The organism is Muricoccus radiodurans, from assembly GCF_050154705.1.
GTDB lineage: Bacteria > Pseudomonadota > Alphaproteobacteria > Acetobacterales > Acetobacteraceae > Roseomonas > Roseomonas radiodurans.
Map to the genome: position 1 here is coordinate 2033054 of NZ_CP189561.1, position 19084 is coordinate 2052137.

At 73.3% G+C, this 19084-nt stretch carries 18 protein-coding genes; 8 read left to right on the forward strand and 10 right to left on the reverse strand.

All coding sequences use genetic code 11. From position 1 onward, the window contains the following. Position 1 precedes the first annotated feature (1 nt). Entirely contained in the window at positions 2-334 is a 333-nt protein-coding gene (locus tag ACP6CK_RS10060) for a hypothetical protein (RefSeq protein ID WP_426958754.1), read from the reverse strand. A gap of 236 nt (positions 335-570) precedes the next feature. Between ACP6CK_RS10060 and ACP6CK_RS10065 the strand changes: the two genes are divergently transcribed. The 4 genes from ACP6CK_RS10065 to ACP6CK_RS10080 all read left to right on the forward strand — a co-directional run bounded on the left by ACP6CK_RS10065 (position 571) and on the right by ACP6CK_RS10080 (position 5019). Continuing rightward, complete coding sequence (locus ACP6CK_RS10065) at positions 571-1227, forward strand: SCO family protein (RefSeq protein WP_426958755.1); 657 nt, start codon at positions 571-573, stop codon at positions 1225-1227. Positions 1228-1462: 235 nt separating this feature from the next. Further along, entirely contained in the window at positions 1463-2722 is a 1260-nt protein-coding gene (gene serA, locus ACP6CK_RS10070) for a phosphoglycerate dehydrogenase (RefSeq protein WP_426958756.1), read from the forward strand. A 317-nt stretch (positions 2723-3039) separates the two neighbouring features. Further along, a complete protein-coding gene (locus tag ACP6CK_RS10075; protein ID WP_426958757.1) occupies positions 3040-3495 on the forward strand; it encodes a hypothetical protein in 456 nt (151 codons plus the stop codon). A gap of 570 nt (positions 3496-4065) precedes the next feature. Beyond that, complete coding sequence (locus ACP6CK_RS10080) at positions 4066-5019, forward strand: helix-turn-helix domain-containing protein (protein WP_426958758.1); 954 nt, start codon at positions 4066-4068, stop codon at positions 5017-5019. A gap of 145 nt (positions 5020-5164) precedes the next feature. Here ACP6CK_RS10080 and ACP6CK_RS10085 read toward each other — a convergent pair whose 3' ends face one another. The 3 genes from ACP6CK_RS10085 to hflK form a co-directional block, all read right to left on the reverse strand. After that, on the reverse strand, positions 5165-6712 hold the full coding sequence (locus ACP6CK_RS10085; RefSeq protein WP_426958759.1) for a Do family serine endopeptidase: 1548 nt from the start codon (positions 6710-6712) through the stop codon (positions 5165-5167). Positions 6713-6871: 159 nt separating this feature from the next. Next, positions 6872-7927, reverse strand: a complete 1056-nt coding sequence (hflC, locus tag ACP6CK_RS10090; protein ID WP_426958760.1) for a protease modulator HflC — start codon at positions 7925-7927, stop codon at positions 6872-6874. Then, the gene (hflK, locus tag ACP6CK_RS10095) at positions 7924-9120 is read right to left on the reverse strand and encodes an FtsH protease activity modulator HflK (RefSeq protein WP_426958761.1); all 1197 of its coding nucleotides are present in this window, start codon (positions 9118-9120) and stop codon (positions 7924-7926) included. The genes hflC and hflK overlap by 4 nt, the downstream gene beginning before the upstream one ends. A 155-nt stretch (positions 9121-9275) precedes the next feature. Between hflK and ACP6CK_RS10100 the strand changes: the two genes are divergently transcribed. Further along, complete coding sequence (locus tag ACP6CK_RS10100; protein ID WP_426958762.1) at positions 9276-10406, forward strand: P-loop NTPase; 1131 nt, start codon at positions 9276-9278, stop codon at positions 10404-10406. On the opposite strand, the gene ACP6CK_RS10105 is transcribed toward ACP6CK_RS10100, so the two are convergent. From ACP6CK_RS10105 to ACP6CK_RS10115, 3 genes are all read right to left on the reverse strand, one after another. After that, the gene (locus ACP6CK_RS10105) at positions 10393-11304 is read right to left on the reverse strand and encodes a PfkB family carbohydrate kinase (RefSeq protein WP_426958763.1); all 912 of its coding nucleotides are present in this window, start codon (positions 11302-11304) and stop codon (positions 10393-10395) included. The genes ACP6CK_RS10100 and ACP6CK_RS10105 overlap by 14 nt on opposite strands. A gap of 107 nt (positions 11305-11411) precedes the next feature. Further along, positions 11412-12797 (reverse strand): MFS transporter, encoded by a 1386-nt coding sequence (locus ACP6CK_RS10110; RefSeq protein WP_426958764.1) that lies wholly within the window; start codon positions 12795-12797, stop codon positions 11412-11414. Between the two features lie 17 nt (positions 12798-12814). Then, positions 12815-13255 (reverse strand): hypothetical protein, encoded by a 441-nt coding sequence (locus ACP6CK_RS10115; protein WP_426958765.1) that lies wholly within the window; start codon positions 13253-13255, stop codon positions 12815-12817. Between the two features lie 143 nt (positions 13256-13398). Here ACP6CK_RS10115 and ACP6CK_RS10120 point away from each other — a divergent pair, with 143 nt between their 5' ends. After that, on the forward strand, positions 13399-14772 hold the full coding sequence (locus tag ACP6CK_RS10120) for a winged helix-turn-helix domain-containing protein (protein ID WP_426958766.1): 1374 nt from the start codon (positions 13399-13401) through the stop codon (positions 14770-14772). A gap of 75 nt (positions 14773-14847) precedes the next feature. Here ACP6CK_RS10120 and ACP6CK_RS10125 read toward each other — a convergent pair whose 3' ends face one another. The 3 genes from ACP6CK_RS10125 to thyX form a co-directional block, all read right to left on the reverse strand. Then, on the reverse strand, positions 14848-15117 hold the full coding sequence (locus ACP6CK_RS10125; RefSeq protein ID WP_426958767.1) for a hypothetical protein: 270 nt from the start codon (positions 15115-15117) through the stop codon (positions 14848-14850). Between the two features lie 75 nt (positions 15118-15192). After that, complete coding sequence (locus ACP6CK_RS10130; protein WP_426958768.1) at positions 15193-15537, reverse strand: hypothetical protein; 345 nt, start codon at positions 15535-15537, stop codon at positions 15193-15195. Then, positions 15534-16475 (reverse strand): FAD-dependent thymidylate synthase, encoded by a 942-nt coding sequence (thyX, locus tag ACP6CK_RS10135; RefSeq protein WP_426958769.1) that lies wholly within the window; start codon positions 16473-16475, stop codon positions 15534-15536. The genes ACP6CK_RS10130 and thyX overlap by 4 nt, the downstream gene beginning before the upstream one ends. 262 nt (positions 16476-16737) lie before the next feature. Between thyX and ACP6CK_RS10140 the strand changes: the two genes are divergently transcribed. Continuing rightward, positions 16738-17697 carry a metal ABC transporter solute-binding protein, Zn/Mn family gene (locus ACP6CK_RS10140; RefSeq protein ID WP_426958770.1) on the forward strand — a complete coding sequence of 320 codons (960 nt, stop codon included), beginning with the start codon at positions 16738-16740 and terminating at the stop codon, positions 17695-17697. Beyond that, the gene (locus ACP6CK_RS10145; protein ID WP_426958771.1) at positions 17697-18926 is read left to right on the forward strand and encodes a hypothetical protein; all 1230 of its coding nucleotides are present in this window, start codon (positions 17697-17699) and stop codon (positions 18924-18926) included. Before ACP6CK_RS10140 ends, ACP6CK_RS10145 begins: the two co-directional genes overlap by 1 nt. Positions 18927-19084: the final 158 nt, after the last annotated feature.

Genomic DNA, 19084 nt, shown 5'->3' on the forward strand with positions numbered 1-19084 from the left:
GTCAGGCCGCGTCGCGCTCCAGCCGCGCCCGAACCGCACGGGCCCAGCGCGGGGCGGCGCCGATCAGCCCGTCCACCACGCGCGGCGGCAGGACCTCCACATACTCCAGCGCCGTCACGGCGTCCGGGTCCCAGCCCGCCGCGACGGAGTCCACCAACCCCTCCCCGCCGCGGGACGGGACGACGAAGGCCGGAGGCACCATCGCCCGCACGCGCCAAGCCGCCGTCAGGATCCGCGCCGCCGCCTCGTCCCGCAGCCGCTCGCCGATATTGTCGTTCGCGATCTCGGCCAGGACGGCGAGGGTGGCGTGCTGCCGGTCCGACGCTGCGGTCATGCGCGACTCCTCCAGGGTAGGATTCCGCTGATCGCGGAACGACGGAGGGGACAACGCCCGGGAAGCACCATCCGTTTCCGGACGTCATAACGGTTGCGGCGATTCCCGGCAGTCGCGGATCTCTCGGGTCAGCCATTCCGGGAACGGATCGCTCACGCCCACGCCGCCCGTGACCGCGCCCTTTCCGGATCCGGCGACGACTTCGACGGCGCTCCGTCCTGCACTATAGCGTCGCCATGACCCGCTTCGTCCGCATCGCCGCCCTCGCCCTGCTGGTCCTTCTTGGCGCCATCTGGGGCGCGGCCTGGCTCAACCGCAACCCGGGCGAGGGGATCGGCGCCTCCCTCGCGCGCCTGGCCGGCAACACGCCGCCTCCCAGTGCCGGCGGCGTGGCCATGCCGGCCGGGGTCAGCCTCGGCGGCCCCTTCACCCTGCGCGACCACACCGGCCGCACCGTGACCGACGCCGACTATCGCGGGAAGCTCGCCCTCATCTTCTTCGGCTTCACCTTCTGCCCGGATGTCTGCCCGACCGAACTCCAGGCCATCTCGCAGACGATGGATCTGCTGGGTGCGCAGGCGGACCAGGTCCAGCCGCTGTTCATCACCGTGGACCCGGAGCGCGACACGCCCGCGAAGCTGGCGGAGTACGTCGCCCTCTTCCACCCCCGGATCACCGGCCTGACCGGCACGCCGGAGCAGATCGCCGCCGCTGCCCGCGCCTTCCGCGTCTACTACGCGAAGTCCACGCCCCAGGGGTCCAGCGAGTATCTGATGGACCACTCGGCCTTCACCTACCTCCTGGGCCGCGACGGCCGGCTGCGCAGCCTTTTCCGCCCCGGTGCCACGCCGGAGGAGATGGCAGCGGCCATCCGGGCGAACCTCGCGACCTGAACGGTCGGTCGCGTGACTCCGGGGAAGGCGCTGCCTTCCCCAGCCCCATCCGTCAGGGGGCGAACGCGCCTCCTGGACCCGCGCCAGATCAATCGCGGGGTCCGGGGGCCGCCTTCGGCCCCCGGCGGAGGGTCCGGAAGGCAGAGCCTCCCCGGGGCCGCCCGCGCACCCGCACGGGGCAGCCCCGCAGCGCTTGCGGTTGCGCCCGCCCCCCGCCCTGCGGCATCCAGCCGCCATGCCCGACGCCCTCCCCGCCCCGGCCCCGATCTCGCTGGCCAAGGACAAGATCCGGATCCTCCTGCTGGAGGGGATCTCGGATTCCGCCGTCGCGACCCTCAACGACGCGGGCTACGCCACCATCCAGCGCGTCCCGAAGGCGCTGGACGAGGCCGCGCTGATCGAGGCGATCCGCGGCGTCCACATGCTCGGCATCCGCTCCCGCACCCGGGTGACGAAGGCGGTGCTGGAGGCGGCGGACCGGCTGATCGCGGTGGGCTGCTTCTGCATCGGGACGGACCAGGTGGACCTCGCCGCCGCGCGCCGCCGCGGCATCCCGGTCTTCAACGCCCCCTTCTCCAACACCCGCTCCGTCGCGGAGCTGGTGATGGGGGAGATCATCATGCTCCTCCGCGGCATCCCCGGCCGCTCGAACAACGCCCATGTCGGCGTCTGGGACAAGTCCGCGGCCGACAGCCGGGAGGTGCGCGGCAAGACGCTGGGCATCGTCGGCTACGGCAACATCGGCGCCCAGGTCTCCGTGCTGGCCGAGGCCTTCGGCATGCGCGTCACCTACTACGACAGCATCCCGAAGCTGCCGCACGGCAACGCGCTGTCCCGGCCCTCCCTCCGCGCCCTGCTCTCCGAGTCCGATGTCGTGACCCTGCACGTGCCGGAGACGTCCGCCACCACCGGCCTGATCGGCGCCGAGGAGCTCGCGCTGATGCGGCCGGGCTCCGTGCTCATCAACAACTCCCGCGGCCGCGTGGTCGACCTGGAGGCCCTGCGCGTCGCCCTCGACTCCGGCCAGCTGCTCGGCGCCGCCGTGGACGTCTTCCCGGAGGAGCCGGAGAAGAACACCGATCCCTTCACCACCCCGCTCCAGGGTGCGCGCAACGTCATCCTGACGCCGCATATCGGCGGCAGCACGATCGAGGCCCAGTCCCGCATCGGGGAGGAGACCGCCCGCAAGCTCGCCGACTACTCCGACACCGGCGCGACGCTCGGCGCGGTGAACTTCCCGGAGGCGATCCTGCCCGCCCGCCCGCGCGGTGCCCGCTTCCTGCACGTGCACGGCAACCACCCCGGCACCCTGGCGGCCATCAACGAGGTCTTCTCCCGCTTCGGCGCCAACATCGCCGGCCAGTACCTCCAGACCGACCCGGAGATCGGCTACGTCGTGGTCGACGCGGAGGGCCTGGCCGACGCCCAGCCCGTGCTGGAAGCGCTGCGCAGCCTTCCCGGCACCCTGCGCGCCCGTCTGCTCTACGAGCGCTGAGCGGGCCGCGCTGCGGGACGGCGAACGGCCACCGAGAGGATTGGTCCCGGTCATCGCCCGGCCTTGGGCCGACCGGTTCCGGTTGCCGAAACTGCATAGTCCGCCGATCACGGATCGGTGAAAAATCCGGTGTCACGCACATCGGACCAAAGATGCCCCACGAGCGGACCGTCACGCGAAGCCTGTTCCCCGCCGCGGGATCCCGCGACCGCGGCGGCCCGGCACGACGGACGCCGCAAGCATTGCTGCTCCTCTGGGCCATGGCCCTCGGGTTGCTTGCCGTAACGCTATGCCTTCTGTGGCGCTGAGGCGCGCACATGGTTCCCCGCCATCCGCGCTTCTCCTCCCATGCCGACGCCCAGGAGCCCTGGCGCCGCGACCGCCTCGTCCGCATGGATGGCCGCGTGCGGGAAATCCTTCGCAACATCACCCGAGAACCGGACATCGAGACGGGCAGCCTCGGCGAACGGATCTGGGCGCGGCACGTGAATTCCCTGCATGACGAGCGCGGCGTGCTGACCGTCGGCATCACCCATGCCCTGGCCGACAGCACCTGGCTGGCGGTGATTGCCGCCGTCCTGGCGCGCGCCTGGGACGGCGAGGACGAGACCGAGATCCGCTTCACCTCGCCGGACGGGCGGCGCATCGACGCGTCGCGGTTGCTGGCCCCTCCGCCCGGCACCGAGCCTCAACTGGACGAGGAGACCTCCTCGCCTCTCGGGTCGCCGCCGCAGGAAATCCTGACGGTCCACGGTTTCCACCTGCCGCGCTGACGCCCTACGCCTCCACGAGTGGCGTGATCCGCCGGCATCCTTTTCCCGTCACGACCACGGCGCTCCCCCGCGCCTCCCCTGGGTCGTGACGGGAACGCCTGGCCCGCTGCTGTCCTGCCCCAGGACGGACGGCGTGGCCGGGCACCTCTCCCGTCGGCCGGACAGCCGACACAAGAGACGGACGCGGGCGTCCGGCCGCTGCGCCCGCCCTGGCGGACCACTGGCCATGCACCGCACAGCATACGGCCTATCTCAATGCGCTGGTCTCGTCTCATGACACCAGCAACATCTCACAACATTGGCAACCCTTTGCTGCCGCGCAACGTTGTGCGACGGCTTCGCGTGAGGGGACATGACCCATCAGCTGGATGGTCACGCGTCGCGACGACATCCTGGTGGGGGCCCATGACCGCGACCTTGCACGTCCTCCGACGGACTCGAATGGCAACGGTGCGCGGCAACGAGCGGCCGACGATCGGGCTCGCTGGATGAGCGGACGGAATCCGGCCTGACATGGTCCGCCAGCACGCGAGGCCTTCCTCCGCTCCCACGAGGCGGAACGAAGCCTCCTTGCCCAGCCGATCGCGATCCGGTCCGGTCGTCGAGACCTTCCACACGACGGACCCGGACGCGTTCCGGGTGCCGGCGCAGGGTGGCTTGCGGCATCACCTCGTCCTCCGAGGCCCCGGCCCCTTCGAGGCATGGCGCAACCGCGTGGTGGCGGAAGACCTGATCGTGTCGCGCGGCCGGGTCGCTCCCGACGTCACGCAGCACACGGGGACCGGGCGCTACGCCATCTTCACCCTCGTGGCGGCAGGGGGACCGCCGTCCATCATGCAGGGACAGCCGCTGCGGGCCGACCAGATCGCCTGGTGCCGGCCGGAGGCCGAGATTCACGCGCAGACGCCATCCGGCGTCGCATGGTGGAACCTCTGCCTTCCCGACAAGAGCCTGGAGCCGGCCTGGATCGCCCTCTTCGGCAGCCCGCCGCCGCCTTGGCGCCTCTCCGTCCGCCTCGCGCCCCTGGCGAATTCCCGTCGGGCAAGCCTCATCGCCGGCCTCTCGGCGGCTCTTGCGAACCCGGCCTCCATCGGTCCCACCTTGCGGGACGGGCTGCTGCGCCTAGCGTTGGAGGCCTTCGCAACGGCCGATCGGGAGGAAGAGGCCGCCGGCACCGAGGCCGCGGCACGTCGGGCCGCCGTGGTGGATGCGCTGGTCGCCCTCGCGGACCGGTCGAAGGAGCCGCGCTCCGTCCTCTCGGTCTGCGCAGAGCTGGGCGTGCCGGTGCGAACGCTCAACCTGTGCTGCACCACCCTGCTCGGCATGGCCGCTGGCCAGTATCTCCGCCGCCGGCGCCTCCAGCGCTCATACGCCGACCTGCGCGCCGGAATGGTCACCAGCGTGACCGAGGCCGCGACGCGCCACGGCTTCTGGGAGCTCGGCCGCTTCGCCCACGACTACCGCGCCCTGTTCGGAGAGCGCCCCTCCGACACGCTGCGCCGCACGACCGAGCAGAAGGCCTGATCCCCGCGGCCCGGGACCGGTGAGAGAGACCTCGCTCCCTTCTCGCGCGGTTGCGTCGCCCAGCCTTGCAGCACGATGACCGGCTTAAACGCAAACGCCCCGGGGCCGTGACCCCGGGGCGTCGCAACGCAACGTTTCGGCCGGATCAGTTCCGGCGCTGATTGCCGGGCGCCTCCTCGCGAAGACGCAGCGGGACAAAGCGCTGGCCCTGCTGACCCTCCACGAGCAGCAGCGCGCTCGCGCGGTTCTGGCGGCGCAGCGTATCGAGGCGCTGCTGCAGCTCCTGCGGGGAGTTCACCCGCTCCTGCTGCACCTCGACGATCACGTCGCCGGCGCGCAGGTCGCGCTCCGCCGCCGGCCCGCCGGCCGTCACCTCGGTGATGACCACGCCGCGCTGCTCCGGGCGCAGGCTGTGGCGCTCGCGCAGCTCGTTGGTGATCGGGGAGACCTTCAGGCCGAGGCCCTGCAGCTCCACCACCTGGCTCCGGGGCTGCGCGGGCTGGCCCCCGCCTCCCTGCGCCGCCGCCACGTCGGCCGGCAGCTCGGCGACGGTCACGTTCACCGTCTCCTCTCGCCCGTCGCGCCACACGACCACCGGCGCGGCGGTGCCGACCGGCGTCTCGGCCACGATGCGCGGGAGGTTGCGCATCTCCCGCACCTCCTGCCCGTTGAAGCGCAGGATCACGTCGCCGTTGCGGACACCCCCCTTCGCGGCCGGGCCATCCTCCTGCGCGCGGGCCACCAGGGCGCCGCGGGCACCGCCGCGCAGGCCGAGGCTCTCCGCGATCTCTTCCGTCACCTGCTGGATGTTCACGCCCAGCCAGCCGCGCCGCACGCGCCCGCCGTCCCGAAGCTGCGCGACGATGCCGCGCGCGAGGTTGGACGGGATCGCGAACCCGATCCCGATCGAGCCGCCGGAAGGCGAGTAGATCGCCGTGTTGATGCCGATGACCTTGCCCTGCATGTCGAAGAGCGGGCCGCCGGAATTACCGCGGTTGATGGCGGCGTCCGTCTGGATGAAGTCGTCGTAGAGCCCCTGGCGGATGTCGCGGGACCGCGCGGAGATGATGCCGGCCGAGACGGAGGAGGCGAGCCCGAAGGGATTGCCGATCGCCAGCACCCAGTCGCCGACCTGCGCCTCATCCGAGTTGCCGAACTCCACGGCGGTGAGCTGCCGGTCCGTGGTCAGGCGCAGCACCGCGATGTCCGTGCGCGGGTCGGCGCCGACCAGCTCGGCCTTAATGCGGGTGTTGTCCTGCAGCACGACGAAGATCTCGTCGCCGCCCTCGACCACGTGGTTGTTCGTCACCACCAGCTTCGCCTGGGCGTCGATGATGAAGCCTGAGCCGAGCGACTGGCCCCGGCGCTGCTCCGGCCCAGGGCGCTGGCCCGGACGCCCCTGCGGGCCGGGGCCCTGCGGCCGGTTGCGCTCGAGGAAGTCGCGGAAGAACTCCTCGAAGGGCGAGCCGGGCGGGGCCTGCGGCACCTCCGGCGCATCCTGCCGCCCGGCCTGGGCGGAGCGGCCGGAGGAGGAGACCTGGATGCTCACCACCGCCGGCAGGAGCTGTTGCGCCAGCGGCCGGAAGGAGGACGGCGCGTTGGCCATCGGCATCTGGGCATGGACAGGCGCGAGAGGCGCCGCGCCCAGCGCCGCAACCAGGGCGAGGACAGAGACGGAAGAGCGGAAGCGCACGGGTGGCTGTCCCTTCGGGTGGGGTGGTGTGTGACGGTGTGGCCAATGTGGCGCATCCGCGGCGGCCGGAAAGCCCTCATCTGTTACAAAGGGCGACCGGTGCATCACGCCTCGGTGCTTCTGTAACAGGGCCGCGCCGAAGCGCGGCCCTGCGTCCCGTCAGCCCGGCGCCGGAACGGGCTCGGGCGTGGTCGCCGGGGCCGGCGCCGCAGGGGGCGGCAACGGCGAGGGGGCGGGAACGGCCGCCGGGGCCGGCGTGGCAGCCGGCGCCGGCACTGCAGCCGGCACCGGGGCCGCGGCGGGCCCCGGGGTTGCCGCGGGCCGGGGGGAAGCCGCCGCAGGACGAAGCCCGGCCGGCGCCTCCCGGAAGTAGCGGAAGAAATCGCTGTCCGGCGTCAGCAGAAGCCGCGAATCCGTCCCCTCCCCGAAGGCCTCCCGATAGGCCTGCATGGTCCGCCAGAACTGGAAGAATTCCGGGTCCCGCTGGAAGGCATCCGCGAAGATGCCGATCGCCTCCTGCTCGCCCTGGCCGCGCAGCAGGTCGGCCTGGGATTGCGCCTCGGCGAGGATCACGGTGCGCTCCCGCTCCGCGCCGGCGCGGACGCGGGCGGCCACCTCGTTGCCCTCGGCGCGGGCCTCGGCCGCCACGCGCTGCCGCTCGGACTGCATGCGCTGCAGGATCGCCTGGGTGTTCTCCTCCGGAAGGTCGGCGCGGCGGATGCGGACATCCGCCACCTCGATCCCGAAGCGCCGGGCCTCCTGATTCACCTGGTCCCGGATCTCGTTCATGATCCGCAGCCGGTCCGCCGAGAGCACCGCCAGCAACGATTCGTTGCCGAGCACCCGGCGCAGCGCCGAGGACACGATCGAGGACAGCCGCCCCCGGATGCCGCTCTCGGCCGCGCCGGCCGTCTGGTAGAAGAGCAGCGGGTCGGTCACGCGGAAGCGGGTGAAGCTGTCCACGTTGAGCCGCCGCTGGTCACCCAGGATGACCTCCTCGCCCGGTGCCTCGAAGTCGAGCAGGCGGCGGTCGAAGGCGATCACGCTCTGGATCAGCGGGACCTTCACGTGCAGCCCGGGCTCCTGGATCACGCGGATCGGCTGGCCGAACTGGGTGATCAGCACCTGCTGCGTCTGATGCACGGTGAACAGCGCGGAGGAGGCGATGACGAGCACCACCACCGCCGCCACGCCAAGCGCGAGGAGCCGGTTCATCGGATCGCTCCCTGCGGGCGGACCTGGGTGGCCGCGGCCGCCGGTGGCGCGGCCCGCGGCGGCGCTGGCTGCTGCTGCGGCGCGGGCCGCGCGGGATCAAGGTTCATCAGCGGCACCAGCCCCTGCAGCCGGTCATCCACCAGGACCTTCGGGCTCCGCCGCAGGATGTCCTCCATCGTCTCGAGATACATGCGGCGGATCGTCACGTCCTGCGCGACCTGATAGGCCGACAGCACGGAGATGAACCGCCCCGCCTCGCCGCGCGCGCGGGCGACGGCGGCGTCGCGCTCGCCCTGCGCGGCCTGGGTGAGCTGCTGCGCGATGCCGCGGGCCTCGGGGATGCGGGCGTTGCGGTCGCGCTCCGCCTCGTTGCGGGCGCGCTCCCGGTCGGCGTTCGCGCGCTGCACGTCGCGGAAGGATTCCACCACGGCGGCCGGCGGGTCCACCTTCTGCAGCTGCACCTGGGTGATCTCCACCCCCGCGCGGTACTGGTCCAGGATCGCCTGCGTGCCGGCGCGGACCTGCTGCTCGATCTGGGCGCGCGCCTCGGTCAGCGCCGGCTGGATCGCCGTGCGGCCGATCACCTCGCGCATCATGCTCTCGGCGGCGGATTTCACGGTGATGTCGGGGTTGCGCGTGTTGAACAGGTATTCGCCGGCGTCGCGGATGCGCCAGAACACGGCGAAGTCGATGTCGATGATGTTCTCGTCGCCCGTCAGCATCAGGCTCTCCTCCAGCACGTCGCGGGAGGGAGTCGGGCGCTGGGTGATCACGCCGCCATCGGCCGCGGCGCGGAAGCCCACGTCCACGCGGTTGATGCGCGTCACGCGCGGCGTCGTCACGCTCTCCACGGGCCAGGGGATGTGGTAGTTCAGGCCGGGCGGCGCGGTGCGGTCGAAGGCACCGAAGCGCATCACCACGCCCTGCTCGTCCGGCTGCACCCGGTAGAAGCCGGACGCCCCCCAGACGCCCAGCACCAGCAGCGCCAGCACGGCCAGCCCCTTGCCGCCGCCGCGCCGCGGCAGCCAGCGCCGCACCGCGTCCTGCGCCTGGCGGATCACGTCATCCAGGTCAGGCCCCCGCCCGCTGCTGCCGCCACCACCCGGTGGCGGTGTGCCCCAGGGGCCCTGCGGACGGTTCCCGCCGCCGGGCGAGCCCCAGGGGCTCGGTCCGCCGCTGTTGTTCCACGGCATGGGCCGGTTGGTTCCTCTCGTCGCTCCGCGGCCCCTCCCCGGCTTGCGCGCATCCGGGGCCGCCCATATGGCATCCGCGGCCCTGGCGCCGCGGTTGCCGCGGCCCCAGGTCCGGGCTGCCCGCATGTTGGCCGTATTTCGGGGGTTTTCAAGCGATGGTGAAGGAGCTGGAACCCGCGGTGCGGGCCGCGCTGGCAGGCGTGCGGGACCCCGCGACCGGCCGTGACCTCGTCTCCGCGGGCCTCGTCACCGGCCTCTCCGTCCGGGACGGCATGGTCCAGGTCGAGATCGGCGTCGCGCGGGAACGCGCGCGGGAGATGGAGCCTCTCCGCGCCGCCGCCGAGGCCGCCGCCCGCGCCGTGCCCGGCGTCATCAGCGCCAGCGCCATCCTGACGGCGCATCGTGACGGCCCTCCCGCCCACGGCCACGGCCGCCAGCCCGGCGGCCCCGCCCCGCGCGGCGCCCCACGGAACCCGCCCGGCCAGGGCCCGATGCTGCTGTCGGAGGTCGGCGCCATCGTCGCCGTCGCCTCCGGCAAGGGAGGCGTCGGCAAGTCCACCACCGCCGTGAACATCGCCGTCGCCCTCGCCGCCCAGGGACTCCGCACCGGCCTGCTGGACGCCGACATCTACGGCCCCTCGCTGCCGCAGATGCTCGGTGCGCAGGAACGGCCGCTCACGCAGGGCGACCGCATCCTCCCGATCGAGCGCTGGGGTCTGAAGGCGATGTCGATCGGCTTCCTGGTGGACCAGGAGACGGCGATGATCTGGCGCGGCCCGATGGTGATGGGCGCGCTGGAACAGATGATGGGACAGGTCGCCTGGGGCGCGCTTGACGTCATGATCGTGGACATGCCGCCCGGCACCGGCGACGCGCAGCTGACGATGTCCCAGCGCGTGCCGCTGCGCGGCGCCGTCATCGTCTCCACCCCGCAGGACGTGGCCCTGCTCGATGCCCGCCGCGGCATCCGCATGTTCGAGAAGGTGAACGTCCCCGTGCTCGGGCTGGTGGAGAACATGTCCTTCTTCTGCTGCCCGAACTGCAACCACCGCACGGAGATCTTCGGCCATGGCGGCGCGCGGTCGGAAGCGGCGCGCCTCGGCGTGGAGTTCCTCGGCGAGCTTCCCCTGAAGCTCGCGATCCGGGAGCAGGCCGATGCCGGCAACCCGATCGTCCTCGCGCGCCCAGAGACGGAGGAGGCCGCCGCCTACCGCGCCATCGCCGCCCGCGTCTGGGAGAAGGCCCGCAACCCGGTCGCGGCCGGGCCGAAGATCACGATCGCATAAGGCCGAGCCGCGCATCGGTCTCCGCCGCGCGCGGCATCCCGCTCGCCGCGCCGGGCCGCGACACGGCGATGGATGCCGCGGCCGCCGCGCGCCGCATGGCCTCCGGCAGCGCCGCGCCGCGGGACAGGGCGGCCGCCAGCACGCCGCACCAGCAATCGCCGGCGCCCGTCGTATCGACCACCGCCGCGGCCGGCAGGGCAGGCACGGTCCACCGGCCCTCCGCGGTGGCGGCCTCCGCCCCCTCCTCCCCGCGTGTGACGGCCACGCCGATGCCGAGCGCCGCGTGCAGCGCCGCCGCCCCCTCGCCGCAGCCGAGATGCCCGGCCAGCCATGCCGCCTCGTGCTCGTTCACCACCAGCAGGTGCAGCGCGCGCAGCGCCGCCTGATCCAGCGGCGCCGCCGGTGCCAGGTTCAGCACCACGCGCCCGCCGAGCGCCCGCGCCCGCAGCGCCAGCGCCGAGACCTCGCCCGGCGGCACCTCCATCTGCATCAGCACGACGCCGCGCAACGCCCCGTCCGGCACGGTCTCGGCCCGCGCCAGCGCATTCGCCCCGGGCGAGACGGCGATCTGGTTCCGTCCCGCCGGGTCCACGCAGATCGCGGCCGCTCCGGTCGGCTGGTCCGTCTCGGCCACGCCGGACAGGTCCGCCCCGGATTCCCGAAGGGCCGAGAGCGCCACGGCCGCGAGCGGATCCCGCCCCACCGCGCCGAAGAACCGCACCGCCGCCCCGTCCCGCGCCGCCGCGACCGCCTGGTTCGCGCCCTTGCCACCGGGCAGCGCGCGCCAGGCCCCGCCCATTACCGTGTGCCCCCCTTCCGGCAGCGCCGGCACCGGAAACACCAGATCGGCATTCGCGGAGCCGAAGACGGTCACCGCCCCCGCCACGGTCACGCCCACGGGCGCAGCCCGCCCCACGTCACCGGCAGCGTCGTGAATCTCATGGCCGGACCCTCCTTCGTCGCAGGATAGACGGCGGGGCCGCCCCGGCCAGATCCCGGCACGCCCTAGCTCAGTCCGGGCCGCACGCGGGCGAGCAGGACCGTCCCCAGCCCACCCAGCGCCGCTGCCGCCGCGACCGGCCCCGCATGGGCGCCGTCCAGCGCCGCGATCCCGATCGCCAGCCCCGGCGCCGCCGCGATCAGCGCGAAGCCGCGGCTGGTGTAGAGGAGGCCGAGGGTGCTGCCGACGGAGCGGTCGCCGAAGCTGTCCGCCACGAAGGCCGGCAGCAGCGCCACGAACCCACCCTGCGCCGCTCCGAATCCCAGCGCGAAGGCCTGCAGCGTGCCCGGCCCCTCCGCGACGGCCCAGAGCAACGTCATCGCCGAGACGCCGGCGCAGCAGCCGAGAAAGGTGCGCCGCCGACCCAGCACGTCCGCCAGCGCCGCCAGCAGGAAGCGCCCGACGATGGACCCGAACCCGATCAGCCCGAGCAGCGCCAGCGCGTCGTGCCGCGACAGCCCGATGTCCCGCGCCGTGCCGACGAGATGCGCGAAGGGCAGGCTTACGGGCAAGGAGACGAGCAGGGCGCCCGCATAGGCGGCCGCGAAGCCCCGCGCCTGCGTCGGCGAGGGCCGCCACCCGACCGGCCGGGAACACGGCGCAACCCCGATCGGGGGCAGCCCCGCCGGGTGCCGGTCCCCGTCGGGCCTCAGGCCCCGCCGCTCCGGCGAATGGTCCAGCAGCAGCGCTCCGACCAGCCCGACCGCCACCATGATCCCGGCCAGAAGGAGAAAGGCCGCGCGCCAGTCGCCGAAGCGCGTCAGCGCCTCCGACACCGGGGGCACCAGCGCCGTGCCGAAGCCAATCCCGCTGACCGCGACGCCCGAGGCCAGCCCGCGGCGCCGCAGGAACCAGCGCTGCACCGTCGCCACCGCCGGGACATAGAGGAATCCCACCCCCAGTCCGATCAGCAGCCCGTAGCCGACCAGAACGGTCACGAGGTCCTGCGCCATCGACGAGACCACCAGCCCCAGCGCCACGAGCAGCACGCCCGTGACGGCGAGGATGCGCGGACCGACCCGGTCCACCAGGGGCCCGCTGAGGCCGCTGACCAGGAAGCATCCCCCGCCGCTCAGCGCATAGACGAGCGCCACGGACGCGCGGGAGGACCCGAAGGCTGCACCGATCTCCTCGGCATAGGCCGCGTAGGAATAGGTGGCGCCATAGCCGACCATGACCACCAGGAAGGCTCCCGCGACCACGAACCAGCCGGGGAAGACGCGCGGGGCGCGGTCGTGCCGCGGCCCGGCCGCTCCCGCCGGCAGGGCGCGGCGAGGCCCTGCGCGCCGGCGCGACGCGGGCAGGGATGCCGCCACGCCCATCCAGGCCGCGGAGGGGATGTCCGCGTGCCGCCACGCGGCACGTCCGCGGTCGTCCAGGACGTCCGCCACATCCCGCTCCCGGCCCATCACCGGCCGGCCTCCGCGGCCGCGCAGGCGTCCGCCAGGGGCAGGTGGCCGCGCGCCCATTCGGGGCCGTGGAACAGCGGCGGTCCGAGCGGCACGAGCCGCCCATCCCCGCCCCGGGCGTAGAGGATCGCGGCCCGGGTCCGACCGGGATCCGGCGTGCGGAAAGCAAGCACGAGGCAGACGAGGACGAGGTCATCCGCCGGGAGATGCACCGCGACGCGCTCGAAGACGGGCTCGTCCACCGGGCCGTCCGGCAGGGCCGCCCCGACGTCCCAGCGCGCCTGCTGCGCGATCCGGTCCCGGACGGACGCCCCCGCCTCTGCCGGGGGAAGCAGCGCCGCCAGCAGAAGCAGGACGGGCGGGAGGAGGCGGACGGCCCGCCATCTCGACGTGGGCGGTGCGTGGCAGCACAGGGCGGCGCTGTGGGAAAGTGGGGACATGGGCGTGCGGTCTCCGGGCCGACCGCGTCCGCCGCGGCCGGCCCGGGAAAGGGCACCGCCGCCCCCGCGCCGGTCCCGAAACCCTGGTTGAATCGCTCCGAAATCTCGCGGAGATTTCCGCGAACGCGCACTGCAAAGCCCCCATGGACGAACCGGCTCCGCCGCTGCGCCTGCGCGGCTTCCTCTTCCACCCCGACACGGGGCGGCTCACCGCGCCGGACGGGACCGGATCGGCCCTGCGGCCGAAGACGGCGGCGCTGCTCCACCACCTGCTCCGCCAGCGTGGCCGGCTGGTGACGCGGAACGATCTGCTGGACGCGGTCTGGCCGGGCATCGCCGTGACGGAGGACGGCATCACCCAGTGCGTGGGCGAGATCCGGCGGGCGCTCGGCCCGGAGGGCGCGGTGCTGCGGACCCTTCCCCGTCGCGGCTACGTCCTGGATCCGGACGCCGACGACGCCGAGCACCCCGGGGCGCCCGCGGCCCCGCCCGCCACGACCGTGGAGCCTACCCCGGCGCCGGAGGTCCCTCTCCTCCCGGCTCCGTCCGGCCGTGGCTTCTCCCCGAGCTGGACCTGGGCAGCCGGCCTCGCGCTGGCGGCCGTTGCCGGCGGCATCGCGCTCCTGGCAGGTCTTGGCCAGGATCAGGCCCCGGCGGCGGGCGCCGCGGTCTCAATCCCGGCCGCGCCCTCCCCGGTCGGCCAGCCGCCGGGCAGCCCCGAGGCCCGGGTCGAGGCCGCCCGCCTGACAGACGAAGCCCGGCGCCTCATCACCGCGCCCGGCAATGCCCGGACGAACTGGTTGAACGCCCGCACCCTGGCCGAGCGAGCCATCGCCCTGGACCCGGCCAACCCCGCGCCGCACGCCGAGATCGTTCCGACCTACACGAACATGGTCCTGAACGGCTACGCGCTGAACCCGGAGGCCGACCTGCGGGAAGCTGAGGGCCATGCCGAGCGCGCCGTCCAGCTCGGGCCGCAGCTCGCCGCCAGCCACGCGGCGCTCGGCGCCGTGCTGCGCCTGCAACGCCGATGGGAAGAGGCGCGGGCCGCCTATCTCCGCGCGGTCGAGCTCGGCCCTTCGCTGCATGCCGCCCGGGCGAACGCCGGCTATATGCTCGTCATGCTGGGCCGACCGGACGAAGCCATCCCCGGCATCCGCGCTACCCTCGCCGCCACGCGGCCGGACCACGCCTTCCGCCAGACCTGGCTCACCTACCTCGCCCTGGCGGAGCTTCAGCGGGAAGAATGGGCCGACGCCGCGGCGCTGCTGCGCGAATCGCTCGCCGCGCGCGCCTTCCTGCCGCACCCGATCCGTCAGGTGCTGCTGGCCGCAGCCCTGCAACGCTCCGGCGGCGATCCCGAGCAGATCGAAGCCCTCATCGCGGAAGCGCGGCGCGCCGCCCCCAACCTGACCGTCGGCTGGTTCCGGGCCCAACCGCTCTCCCAGACGCCGGCCTTCCTGGCCCGGCAGGAGCCGGTGCTCGCCGCCCTCGCCGCGGCGGGGCTCCCGGAATAGGCGCATCCCCGCATGAAGCGCGGTGGAGTGCGCCGAACACACGCCGGCCGGGAACCCCGACCGGATCGGCCAGCCCTACTTCCCGCCGCCGTCCCCGCCGTCGTCGTCCACGCCCTTCAGTTCCTTGAGCGCGAGGGAGAGAGCAGCGTGCGCGTCACGGAGCGCAGGCAGCACGTTCGGGCTCTCGATCACCTCCGCATAGGCGGGGAAGCCGAGCTTATCGACCACCTTCTTCACGCTCAGCTGCGCCACCTCCAGCTGATCGGTGATCAGCGGGACAATCGCGCTTGCCGGGCTCAGGAAGCCGGTGCTCGCCCCCTGATCCTCTTCTTCCGTTCCAGACACCGCCTGTTCCCTTCGTGCCCACCCGTCCGGCATCCTGCCCGGCAAGCGTAACGAAAGTCCATGACGGTTCGCGCGTCAGCGCCGCAGCGTGGCCCGCCCCAGCGCGAAACCGCCGAGGAGGGTGCCGATCAGCAGCGCCCAAATCTCCCCGACCACCGCCGCGATGACGGGCAGGATCACCAGCACCGCCAGCACGATCACACCGATGGCCAGCCAGCGCCCCCAGGCGATTCCTGCCCCGCCCCGATCATTCGAGGGCTCCGGCGGCGGCCCGGCCGCCCGCCGCGGTGCCGCCTTCGCCCCCGGCGGCTTCCCGCCCATCGGCTTGCCACCTCCGGGCGGCCCCCCGGCCGGCTTGCCGCCACCCGGCCGTCCCGCCGCGCCCTTGCCGGCGGGACGGCGCGCCTGGGCGCCGCTCACGACACCTCCCGGCCCAGCATCGCCATCAGCTCGCGCCACTCGCGCTTGGACAGGCCGCTCCCGGCCTGCTCCGGCGCCTCCCCGTCCACCATTCGGCGCACCACCGCCAGCATCTGCGCCGACAGCGACACGGCGCCCATGCGGTAGTCGCGGAAGGCCTCGTGCACCAGCGGCACCCAGGCCGCCACCGTCTCCAGCATCGCCTCCGCATAGACGCGGATCTCGTACTGCGCGTGCGCGTCCGCCCGCAGCGACAGGAAGTTCAGCAGGTTGTGGAGATCCGTCTTCCAGTACCACTGCGTATAGGCATTGAGCGTCAGGTTCATCCTCGCCAGCTCGCGCGCGAGGCCCCGCCGCCCTTCCTCCACCACCCGCCCTTCGGCATCCTCGTTCAGCATGTCGAGGTAGTGGTCGTAGTTCCGCGTCGCATCCTCCCGCAGGATGTCGAGCACGCGCGCGGCCTCGTCGCCCTCCAGCACGTGGCCGCGCCCCTGGCGGTTCACGGCGGACTGCGCCGCCAGGTTCTCCGGCGCCGGCAGGTAGAACTCGCGGTCGAGGATCGAGTAGCGCGCGGAGTACTCGTTCACGTTCGCCATGCGGTGGCGGATCCACTGCCGCGCCACGAAGATCGGCAGCTTCACGTGGTACTTGATCTCGCACATCTCGAAGGGCGTGGAGTGCCGGTGCCGCATGAGGTAGCGGATCAGCCCACGGTCCTCGTTCGCCGCCCGCGTGCCGCGCCCGTAGGAGACGCGCGCCGCCTGCACCACGGCCGAGTCGTCGCCCATGTAGTCCACGACGCGGACGAAGCCGTGGTCCAGCACCGGCACCGGCCGGTGGAGCATCGCCTCCAACGCGGGCGAGACGGGCCGCCGCGTCTCGTGCCGTTGCGCCGCCGCCTCGGCCAGCTCCTGCCGCTGCGCGTCCGTCAGATCCATCGGTGTCCCCCTGTCGCGGGTTTACCGGCGTGGGCACGGGCGCGGAAGCCGGGCGCGGCGGATCGCGCGCGGGTGTGGCGCCGCCTCCCCGGTTCCTCGGGCGCGCCGGGTGGGCCTGCTTGACGAAGGGCCGGCCTTCCGGCCGGACGCTCGCCTGGTCACCTCCGGCGGCGCGTCTTCCGAGGTAGACCCCGGTCAGCCCCCTATTCACGGGCGCGGATCCTTAGTAGGTGTATGATACGTTATAACATAATGGTTCGCGATGATCCGCCGCTCCCTCCTGACCACTGCCCTGACCTTTCCTGCGCTCCGACACGCCAGGGCCCAGGCGGCCCTGCCGATCGTGGCCAGCTTCTCCATCCTCGGCGACATGGTCCGGCAGGTGGCCGGGGACCGGCCGTTGGCCCTGCACGTCCTGGTCGGACCCGACGCGGACGCGCACGAGTTCCAGCCCCGACCCTCCGACGCTGAGCGCCTGCGCGGCGCCGCCCTGCTCGTCCGCAACGGGCTGGGCTTCGACGCCTGGATCGACCGCCTGACCCGCGCCGCCGCCTTCCGCGGCACCGTCGTGACCGCGACGGACGGGATCAGCCCGCGCGTGCAGGAAGGCGGCCACGACCATGCCGGCCATGCCCACGGCGGCGGGGCCGGCCGCCGCCGCCCGCACGCGGTGGAGCCGTCCCGCGTCCCGGACCCGCACGCCTGGGGCGATCCGCGCAATGCGGTGACTTACGCCCGCAACATCGCCGCCGGCCTCGCCGCCGCCGATCCGGCCAACGCCGCCCTCTACGCCCGCAACGCCGAGGCCTACGCCGCCCGCCTCACCGCCCTCGACGCCGAACTCCGCGCCGCCATCGCCACCATCCCCGAGCCCCGCCGCCGCGTCGTCACCAGCCACGACGCCTTCGCCTACTTCGGCGCCGCCTACGCCATCCGCTTCCTCGCCCCCCAGGGCGTCAGCACCAACGCCGAGCCCTCCGCCGCCGAGGTCGCCGCCCTCATCCGGCACGTCCGCGCCGAGGGCATCACCGCCGTCTTCCTCGAGAACATGGCCAGCCCCACCACCCTTGAGCGCCTCGCCCGCGAGGCCGGCGTGCGCGTCCGCGGCCGCCTCTACGCCGACGCCCTCTCCGCCCCCTCCGGCCCCGCCCCCACCTACGAGGCCCTCATCCGACACAACGCCGGCCTCCTCCTCCCCGCCATGCGCGGCGACGCCCCGTGATGCGCGCTCTTCCCACTCTTCTCCTCGCCTCGGGCCTTCTCGCCGGCCCGGCCCTGGCCCAGGTCACGGCGCCGGTCTCCGGTTCCAACGGCGACAGCAGCGTGCGCCTCTACCCGCAATTCGCGGGGGAGGTGGACGTGCGGATCTTCTCGCAATCCGTCACCTCGGCCCCGGACCGCCGGGAGCGCGGCACGAATCTCTTCGTCCGGAGCGAGATCGCGAGCGCGCTTCACCTCTCGCCCGAGTTCTCCATCCAGAACGTCATCCACGTCGAGCCGATCGGCGAGACCGAGCCGAACGGCGTGGTTGCGGGTTTCCGCTACACCGCCGCCTATATCGAGGAGCTGCGCCTCGACTGGCGACCGAGCGAGCGCTTCGTCCTCTACGGCGGCAAGTTCTCCGCCCCCTTCGGCCGCGGCCACCACGACTTCCCGGGCCTCTTGCTCGACGTGCGCGCGCACGAGGCCTATCTCATCCGGGAGAGCCTCGGCGCCGGCTTTACCTGGACCTATCTCTCCGACACGCGCTTCGGCGACCACGACCTCTCCGCCGCGGTGTTCACCCTCGACACCTCCTTCCTCAGCGAGACCGCCTTCACCCGGCGCCGCTGCTGCGAGGGGGACTTCGAGCGCTTCTCCCGCAACGCGCGACGCCAGGGCGGGCCGGGCAACACCGGACAGCTCGACAACTTCGTCCTCTCACTGGACGGCGACAACATGCCGTTCCTGCCGAACACCTCCTATCACCTCGCCATCCTCTCGCGCGGCGCGGGCGTGGACGGTACCAAGCGCGAGTGGGGCTTCGCCGCCGGGCTGCGGCATGAGATCCGCTGGACGCCCGACATCCGCACGCTTCTCTTCGCCGAGTACGTCCAGTTCCGCGGCGCCGGCGGCAACCCGCGCGAGGCCGGGCCGGAGATCCTCGACGCGTTCGGCGAGGCGACCGGCGCCTTCGAGGACGTGACCGTGAGCGAGCGGCGACGCTTCACCACGGTTGGCGCCCGGACGCAGTGGGGCCCCTGGCGCGCGACCGTCGGCTTCCAGCGGGACGAGCGCAAGCGCAGCGCCAACACCGTCCCGCGCGCCAGCTACGTGGAGGCCTCCATCGGCCGCGACCTGCCCCTCAACTTCCGCCTGGACGTGGGCTACCAGCGCACGGTCGGCGGCGAGACCCGCGAGGACAAGACCGACGCCGTCATCGCCGTGCTCGGATGGCGCGCGCGGTTCTAGGGCCCGGGGCACATCATGGGCGGGCCGCGACACGGCCACGGCCCCCCGGCCTCGTCCTGCGGCCGGCTCCGTTGCATCTGGAAGAGACGAGGCCGGCATCGGGGCACGCCCGGACGGGAGCGGACGCCAAAATCCCGCCCGGCGGGCTCGATCAAGGG

Bases quoted from the DNA above. Each gene is read 5' to 3' on its own strand.
- ACP6CK_RS10115 (WP_426958765.1), bottom strand. From the start codon at position 13,255: ATGTCCCCACTTTCCCACAGCGCCGCCCTGTGCTGCCACGCACCGCCC.
- ACP6CK_RS10060 (WP_426958754.1), bottom strand. From the start codon at position 334: ATGACCGCAGCGTCGGACCGGCAGCACGCCACCCTCGCCGTCCTGGCC.
- hflC (WP_426958760.1), bottom strand. From the start codon at position 7,927: ATGAACCGGCTCCTCGCGCTTGGCGTGGCGGCGGTGGTGGTGCTCGTC.
- ACP6CK_RS10075 (WP_426958757.1), top strand. From the start codon at position 3,040: ATGGTTCCCCGCCATCCGCGCTTCTCCTCCCATGCCGACGCCCAGGAG.
- ACP6CK_RS10120 (WP_426958766.1), top strand. From the start codon at position 13,399: ATGGACGAACCGGCTCCGCCGCTGCGCCTGCGCGGCTTCCTCTTCCAC.
- hflK (WP_426958761.1), bottom strand. From the start codon at position 9,120: ATGCCGTGGAACAACAGCGGCGGACCGAGCCCCTGGGGCTCGCCCGGC.
- serA (WP_426958756.1), top strand. From the start codon at position 1,463: ATGCCCGACGCCCTCCCCGCCCCGGCCCCGATCTCGCTGGCCAAGGAC.
- ACP6CK_RS10100 (WP_426958762.1), top strand. From the start codon at position 9,276: ATGGTGAAGGAGCTGGAACCCGCGGTGCGGGCCGCGCTGGCAGGCGTG.
- ACP6CK_RS10065 (WP_426958755.1), top strand. From the start codon at position 571: ATGACCCGCTTCGTCCGCATCGCCGCCCTCGCCCTGCTGGTCCTTCTT.
- thyX (WP_426958769.1), bottom strand. From the start codon at position 16,475: ATGGATCTGACGGACGCGCAGCGGCAGGAGCTGGCCGAGGCGGCGGCG.
- ACP6CK_RS10140 (WP_426958770.1), top strand. From the start codon at position 16,738: ATGATCCGCCGCTCCCTCCTGACCACTGCCCTGACCTTTCCTGCGCTC.
- ACP6CK_RS10145 (WP_426958771.1), top strand. From the start codon at position 17,697: ATGCGCGCTCTTCCCACTCTTCTCCTCGCCTCGGGCCTTCTCGCCGGC.